The 8350-nt window shown below is 29.5% G+C and carries 8 protein-coding genes; all 8 read right to left on the bottom strand.

Annotated features, from left to right (window positions below):
* A partial coding sequence (locus tag CHF27_RS14515; RefSeq protein ID WP_330409805.1) for a hypothetical protein occupies nt 1-318 on the bottom strand: 318 nt, incomplete at its 3' end.
* 431 nt (nt 319-749) lie between these two features.
* Nucleotides 750-1301 (bottom strand): MarR family winged helix-turn-helix transcriptional regulator, encoded by a 552-nt coding sequence (locus tag CHF27_RS13015; protein WP_199533674.1) that lies wholly within the window; start codon nt 1299-1301, stop codon nt 750-752.
* Between the two features lie 132 nt (nt 1302-1433).
* Nucleotides 1434-2729, bottom strand: coding sequence for an acyl-CoA thioesterase/bile acid-CoA:amino acid N-acyltransferase family protein (locus CHF27_RS13010; RefSeq protein ID WP_095404626.1), 1296 nt, complete (start codon nt 2727-2729; stop codon nt 1434-1436).
* A gap of 577 nt (nt 2730-3306) precedes the next feature.
* Nucleotides 3307-4515: an L-lactate MFS transporter gene (locus CHF27_RS13005; protein WP_095404627.1), complete on the bottom strand. Its 1209-nt coding sequence runs from the start codon at nt 4513-4515 to the stop codon at nt 3307-3309.
* A gap of 156 nt (nt 4516-4671) precedes the next feature.
* Nucleotides 4672-5085, bottom strand: coding sequence for a S66 peptidase family protein (locus CHF27_RS13000; RefSeq protein WP_243445018.1), 414 nt, complete (start codon nt 5083-5085; stop codon nt 4672-4674).
* A 248-nt stretch (nt 5086-5333) separates the two neighbouring features.
* Nucleotides 5334-5723 carry a hypothetical protein gene (locus tag CHF27_RS12995; RefSeq protein ID WP_243445017.1) on the bottom strand — a complete coding sequence of 130 codons (390 nt, stop codon included), beginning with the start codon at nt 5721-5723 and terminating at the stop codon, nt 5334-5336.
* A 175-nt stretch (nt 5724-5898) separates the two neighbouring features.
* On the bottom strand, nt 5899-6771 hold the full coding sequence (locus tag CHF27_RS12990) for an AraC family transcriptional regulator (RefSeq protein ID WP_095404629.1): 873 nt from the start codon (nt 6769-6771) through the stop codon (nt 5899-5901).
* Nucleotides 6772-6787: 16 nt separating this feature from the next.
* Nucleotides 6788-7897, bottom strand: a complete 1110-nt coding sequence (locus CHF27_RS12985; RefSeq protein ID WP_095404630.1) for a C45 family autoproteolytic acyltransferase/hydolase — start codon at nt 7895-7897, stop codon at nt 6788-6790.
* Nucleotides 7898-8350 lie beyond the last annotated feature (453 nt).

The raw sequence follows: 8350 nt of genomic DNA, 5'->3' as shown, positions 1-8350 counted from the left end.
ATAAAAATCAACCGCCTCATTCTTGGTCTCCAAAATTTGATTTGCTGAAAGTAGATAATATGGATATTCCTCAACATCGGAACCAAGAAGGTAAAATACAATTTTTTCTCCTTCATATTCTCTCCAATAGGTTCCATCCACATATTTAAGAAGTTTTACTAAAGAATCTGGAACATTAGGATATTCCTCTTTCAATTTGTTAATATCTTCGTTACTCGCACCATACATAACTCTTTCAAAATAATCCCAACTCTCTTTGCCCTCATTATCATAGTATGCTTTTTTTAATCCCTTTACATATTCTTCAACAATTTTCATCATATCTTTCTCCAGTTTCATATTAATTCTTGCTTGCTCAAAATATTTTGATTTATCAGACCAACAAATTACTATTTATCTTTTACCTAAAATACAACTACTATATCAATTAAACATTTTTATTGTAACATGTTTTGTAAATTTCCAACATAAAACCCATCCACTATAATCTAATTTTGATATAATATTTTTACTAACAAAAAATAGTCTTAGGCAAGTTATTTCAACACCTAAGACTACTAACCTCATTTACTTATGGTACACTTCTCCGTATCATCAGCAAGTGCGGTTTTTCCTATTTAATATATCTACCTTTTAATTCATAACTACGGTACATCGTACATGCACAACATAGGACTTCCGTATCAGAATGATTATTTAATTTTGAAATTCAACTCAGCTTTTACATTAATTAGAACTAATTATGATTATCAGGAATTTCTTCTCTTAAAAAATTTCTTCAATCCTAATATTACTTCTTCTTCCAAATCAATGTTGGAGATTTCAATATTTTCTTCAAAGCCATCCATCTCTACACCATCAAAACGATATAGTTTAATTAATAGCTTCCATAGAGTTTCTATTTCTTCTTCAGTAAAATCTTTAAAAATGTCGGCCATGAAATTAATTGTACCCTCTCTTCCACACTTAATCATTATATCCATTCCTATATCTGTTACACAAACATTGACTGATCTCTTATCTTTTTTGCTTGGTATGATAGATACAAATTCTTTACTTTCAAGACTTTTTATTAATTGAGTCACATTTTGCTTAGTTGTTCCTAACTTCTTAGCAATATTAATCAGAGTAGTTTCATCTTTTGGTAAATGAAGCACTGCGAGCATTGTCATATATTGTCTTGATGTTAATGGTTCACAATACTGATCCCCTACAATTTGGAGTTTATTTGAAACTGAATAAAGACTAGAAAATGCCTGTTGCATTATATGTAATAAATAAAATTCTTTGTTATAATCCATAGTGAAAATCTCCTTTATAAAGTTTAAAATAAAATCTATAGACGCTGTATTTAGTCAATACATTGTCTATAAATTATATAACTTTTCTATGGAAATATCAATGATTCTTGGATTATTATAATATACTAATTTTTAAAGCTTTTGTGCTAAAGGCTCCTTAAAAAATTCAATTGTTCTTTTCCACGCTTTAAATTGTCCTTCTGCATTACCTTCTATAGTTCCCCCTGAAGAAAATACCCCACCCATCATATTCATAGATAAGGTTTCACTTATAGGAATGATATATGGAACTGGCATTGGATGACCCATTTTATCACATGCTAATAATTCTACATTGTTTTTATAGTTGTTCTTTTTTAGATTGTATAATATTTCCAAACAACCTTCATAGCTATTCCATATGTTGTCTTCTTTTCCTGTAATCATAAGAATATCTGCTTCAGAATTCTCTACTTTTATTCTTGCTTCTTCTTTATTTACTGCTCTTTCAATACTTTTCTTGTAAGTACTAGCAAATCCAAAGATCATTCTCTTTTCTATGGCTTTTTTTTGATCTTCCCAAAATATATTATTATCAACTTCTATATACGGAATTGATCTTCCTTTATATGACCATGATGAAACACTATCTCCTATCATCATTCCATTAAGCCCTTGGAAACAATAAGCATGCGGTTCTACTGCAACCACTTTTTTAATTTGTCTATATCTTGAAGCAAGTAAAAGTGCTAATTCTCCACCTTTTGATGTTCCATGTAGAAATATTTCTTTGGAACCTATAATTTTATTATTCTCAATCCATTTAAATATTTTTTCAAAGTACTCTAGTGGAACTTTTTCTAACTTATCTGGCAATCCTTCTGACGCAAAGTATGGAACCATAAGAACATTAAACCCTTTAGATGCAAGTGGCGCAGCTAAAAGAGCCAAGGCTTGTGTATCCCCACTTGATCCACCCAGCATTAAAACTGTTTTGTTATTAGATTTTTCTTTATAAAATAGTTCCCCACTAAACCCATCTTCACATATATGCTTTGCAATAACATCTTCTGTTTTGAAAAACCTTTTTAAATTAACTTCCTTTTTTTCATCAAAAGATTCAAATAACATATTCATAGTCATTGGTTCATCAATAGATATATTTTCTGCAATATTTTTACCTTCATTTCTATACTTTTTCAATGAATAGATTAATCCCATACTATTATTATCTCTATAAGTACCTTCTACAGGCTTAGTTATATCTAAATCCACTTCACCTTTTTCATCAGAAATAAATACTGCATAAGATGAATATTCCTCTCCCTTACACCATGGTAATTCCATTTTCATGCTAATTCTTAGTTTGCTATTGTGTGCTAATTCCGTAACTTTAATTTTTATTTTTTCAACTACAAGAGCTTCTATATCAGATATTTCTATTTTCATAATTACATTCTCCTTATACTACTATTTTCTATTTTTATTAAAGAGCTCTTTTTTATTTAATAAATTAATAATCACTTTATTTTTGACAATATATTGACTATTTAAGCGTAACATTTTAAATTAAAATAGTCAATATATTGTCTATTTTAAAAATAATTTTTTATTTTTAGTATTCATATATAAGCTAATAGCCGAAAAGATTACAGCACTCATCAAAGAATAATACTTTAATCTTTGGTATTGGATATGTTGAATACTTTTATAAAGTGCATATCTATTTGTCTAACACTTGAAAATTACCTCTCCCTCTTTCAACATATTATGTAAATCTATCATTGCTTATGATACGGTATTTTTACCTATAAAAATAGCCTTAGACAATTTATATCAATGCCTAAGGCTATAAACCTCATTTATTTATGGTATGGTTCATTATTAATTATGCTAAATCATTAAAATAAACACTCCCCACCTTATCAATTATAAGTTATAACACTTTTTATTCATCAATTACTTACTGTTTTATAATTTCATTTTTAGCTTTAACTTAGTATTCTCTGTAAGCTTCTACTTTTTTCTATATTTTTTGTGATATCAATATGCCTATAATACATGAAATTATTACAAAATAAAAGATTGCATTAAAACTATGAAGAAAATCCATTAGCAATCCTGAAGCCAATACCCCAATAATAGCACCTATCCCATATGCAGTAAAGACAACACCATAATTTTGACTATAACATTTTATTCCATAAATATTGAGAGTTGAAGTTGGAGCAATAGCTAACCATCCACCAAGATTAAACCAAAATATTGAAAATGCTATAATAAATAACACTAAGCTTCCTTCATCAGCCATTAACATTAATGATGCTGCAACAATACTTAACCCATAAGAAATTCTCATGGCTTTTCTAGGCGATAACTTATCAGTAATCCAACCAAATATAGGTCTACTTATGCCATTAAACACCGCAAATAACGAAATTAATAAAGTAACTGTTTTTGATGGCAACTTTATCAGTTCAATTCCAATATTACTTGTCATTCCAATTAACATTAATCCAATCATTGTGCCAATAATAAAACTAAAATACAAACCCTTAAAACTTTTAGATTTAATCATTTTTTCAGTATTTACATCATTTATGTTTTCAGTTATATTAGATGTTGTTTTTAGATATTTATAATCATTATCGCAAGGATATCTTAATGGATATGAAAGTAGTGGTATTATAATACCAAATGATATTCCTAATATCTTAAATGATTGAACTATTCCATAAACCTCTATCAAATATCTTGCAACAGGTGCTGTTATAAGTGGTGATAAACCAAATCCAGTCAATATAAGTCCTACTGCTAAACCTTTTTTTTCAGGAAACCACCTTGCTACTACTGTCATTGGAGCACCATAAGCTATACCAACTCCAGCACCAATTATGACTCCATATGTAATTGTTAAAATATATATATTAGGTGCATAGGCAGATAATATCCATCCTATTGCTACAAGAATGGAGCCAAAAGAAATAATCAACCTAGGACTATATTTATCTAAATGCTTACCTGTCAAAAACATAAAAAGTGCATAAAATGCTAAAGAAATCATGTATGGAAATCCACTTTGAGTAGTACCTACATTATATAATGCTTCTATATGTAGCCTAAAAACACTCCATGAATATACGGTACCTAAGCACATCATAATAATAATTCCCAAAATCACATATACCCATCTTTGTCTAGGTGTAGTATTGTTTTGTTTAGTTAGTTTTTTCATTATCTACACTCCAGCTTTCAGCTAATTTATCCTCAAGTTTATTTTCATTCATTTTATGTTTCCCTCCTAGTTTCTTAATATTAGGTATTTTCATTATCCCTACTACTATCATTTACTTGTGATACAGTTCTCCATACCTTACTCTATGGAGTGTACTTATATTACTCCCGATTCTAATATTCTAAACATAGCTTTGTCACAGTCAATTTCTGCTACACATCCGTAAGGTATTGTTATCATAGGTGCTGTATGACCAAAATTCATATTATACATAATTGGTAGGTCTTTAAATCCTAATTCATCTCTTACTATCTTTAATATTACTTTTTTATATTCTTCATAGTATTTATTATCATAAGGTTTACCAATTATTATTCCATTTATTAAATTCAAAATTCCTTGAGAACCATAATTTCTTAACCAATATTCTAAGTATATAGGATCTGGTGTATCTTCTGATGTTTCAAAAAATAATATGGAATTTTTCCATTGTTCTTTCTCTGGCCATGCTTCAGTACCTTTAAGCATTTCTAAAACTTCTATGCATCCACCTATTAAATGTCCTTTCACTATTCCGTTTCCTTGTAAAACTTCATATCCTTCATGTTTATAAGTATTTCTTTGTATATTTTTATTAAATACTTATTAAAAATTCAATAAATATTTAGTGATTTTTTCATCTTAGCTATAATTAGTCAAAAAAAGAGGTCTCCCTCTTTTTTATTATGCTATTAATATTAAATATCATGTATTCTTAAAGATTGATAAATTCTTTATAAATTCCTTTGAGAATACTCCTGCTGTTATTGACTCTTTAATTAATTGCAATAGATTATCAAGCTATTAGTATAAACTTCCCCATTACTGCATACTATCTTGTCTACATATTCTGCAATAACTTCATTACAATCAATATATGCTTTATCTATTATTTCTTTAAAGTCTTCTATTTTTTCTACAACTACTACATAACCTCCAGCATATTCATATTTATTTCTATCAGCTCCGTATTGTGAATCTAATATTTGTAGTATTTCTTGTATAGTTTTTTGAACTTCCTGTGGCATATTTTTTAAAATTCCTTTTTCTATTGAATATGCTATGTCTATCATGTTATTACCTTCACTAAAATATAAAATCCCCCTATTTATTGCTTTAATAGATAGGAGGTTCATTATAATATCATATTTTTTTATATCCTCTTTCAATAATTTTTACCCTAGTTCACAATACTCCTTAATATAATCAGTCCTTCCACTGGTCATACTTCCTTCATTTTTATTACTTATATTATAAATTAACTACTTTTACTTTAAGTTCTCTACTTCATATACTGCTCATAATCTTGCATTAATTTAACACGCTAATATTTCCCTATTATACTCATATAATAGGGAAATAAATATCTATCTGAGAATCTTCATTATCTGCTCCTAAAAAACGCTCTGTATAACATTCAAAATCATCATATCCAGAAATTTGAAAATTTGATTTTGGAAACCATGTACCCCAGATATATCTATAGGTCTGTGGTAAGGTAGCCACTGTCCCCGTATGTGTAAACCTTGCATATTTGCCACTACAAAGTGTTTTCATCTGCATGCCAGAAGGAATTGCAAAACCATCTGGAACTTCAATGCCAATAAATACACTACAATAGCTTTCATCATTAAAATCATTGGCTGAGCAACTATCTCCTACCTCAAAAATTTCATATCTGCAAGAACTTGAATAAACAGCATCTAAGTTCACAAGTTTTTTGTTAAATTGTTCCCATATTACAACACTTTTGTTGTCCATAACTGTTGTTTCAAAACGCATACCAATGACACATATCTGTGATATTGAAACAATCTCCGGCACAAGCGTAATATTACCCAAGTATCTAAAATCCTCTTCTATATATGCCTTTTTGTTACCAATCAGCACATTGACACCGTTCATCCGATACTGTTTCGGTGTCATCTTATATCTTGTCTTAAATGCTCTTGTAAAAGCTTCATGTGACTCAAAACGAAGTGAAACCGCAATATCCATAATGTTCTTATCTGTGGTAATGAGCTCCAATGCTGCTTGCGTTAGTCTTCTGGAACGAATATAGCTACCCACTGTTTCGCCCATAACAGCCTGAAAATAGCGATGAAAATGATAATAGGAATAAGAAACTGCATCGGATACCTCACTTACAACAATGGAATTATATAGATTATTTTCAATAAAAACAATAGCTTTCCCGATGATATATGATTTATCCAATATGAATATCTCCTTCCTAATAAGTTATGTTATAAAAATCTTTTTCAGCTTTCTCATAAGGTAGGTTTACAGTAATCTCTTTCTCCTCCAATTCTTTTATCTCAAATATACGCCAGTCATTTGCACGTGGTGAACCAAATGTCATTTCTATCTTTTTATCAGTCACATCAAATAACATTGAACGTAGAGTTCCAAAAAACTCCGGATAATAATGACAACATAAACCTGCTGGATATTGAGTTGAAAGTAAACATTTAAAATCATTCACTGATAGTTTTTCTTTGGATGCCAATGTTTTTTTAATTACTTCATTACGAATTACTGAGTTTTCAATCAACATTTTTTCATATGATTTTATTTCAGGAAGAATGACGTGATTCGTTATACTAAGAGACATATTTTCACTATTTTCATCTAAAATACGATATGCCTTATGTCCATCTATACACTGTAGCATCGCAATCTTATTGCTATTGTCTGCGAGCATTAAATTGATATTATAGCCGATAGGAGCATCCATTGTCCAATCTATAGCCTCATCAACATTTTTGCAGTTTTCTAAAATACTTCGAATAACAATCCAAAATTGAAAACCTGTAATTCCCGCTTTCTGTCCACCCTCAAAGTTGCCAACAGGCAAACCATTACTTGCTTTGCAAGCAGCTAATCCATGCTCATTCATTCCATCACATCGACCAAACAAGTTCAGTGTAGAACCAATGTATTTATACTTACCCTCTATTGCAGTATAAGCAAAACACATTTCCTCCATCTCATCATTGAAATCATAGTTACGAGCCATAAGCGTATGTCCAATTTCTGTTTTAGAAGGTAATGCTGCCATTAAACTGCATCCACGCTCCAAATATGTCATTGCATAAAAAATAGCCTGACCATATTCTACACCTAAAACATCTGAAAAGCCTTTGATTTCCTCATTAATGCCATTACAATACTGGTCCAACAAACTCATAATCTCATCTAATTTGTTCTGCGGATAGGCTTTGGGCGGAAGCAATACCTTTTGTAATAAATCAGGATTTGATAAAATCCATCTTCCAATCTGTATACCAACCTCATAATTACTTCCTTGAAAATTTTTAAAACTTGTTTTTACTTGTTTCATAGCATTCACCTTACCTTTCATAATAAATTATAAAGATAAGTAAAAATAAATACTTGATATTTTCTGCGGAGTTTATAAATAATCCTTAATAAAATTATATTTCTAATTTCTAACATACACAAGCTAAATTTACCGCATTTATTTATGATATGGTTTTCCATAACTACTGCAAATGAGGTTTTTCCATTTTATTCTTGTGTATGTATTCTACATAATTATGGTATAATTCTAAAGTACAAACTGAAGATTCCGTAGTAGGATGACTACGGGGGTTTTGAACGTTTTATCACCCTTGGACTATTGGTGAATATATCATCATAGTTAGGGGGTGGTATTGGATATTCTAGAATTAACTATAAAAAGCTTTGTTACTATTTACATTACTCAATTTTAAATTAGAATTTTCTAATCTGAAAAATTAAACATTAGTTTACTTACTCAACTGTATCTTCG

The organism is Romboutsia maritimum, from assembly GCF_002251085.2.
Classification (GTDB): domain Bacteria; phylum Bacillota; class Clostridia; order Peptostreptococcales; family Peptostreptococcaceae; genus Romboutsia_B; species Romboutsia_B maritimum.
Note: the sequence above shows the minus strand (reverse complement) of the source record. Positions and strands in the feature narration are given on the sequence as shown.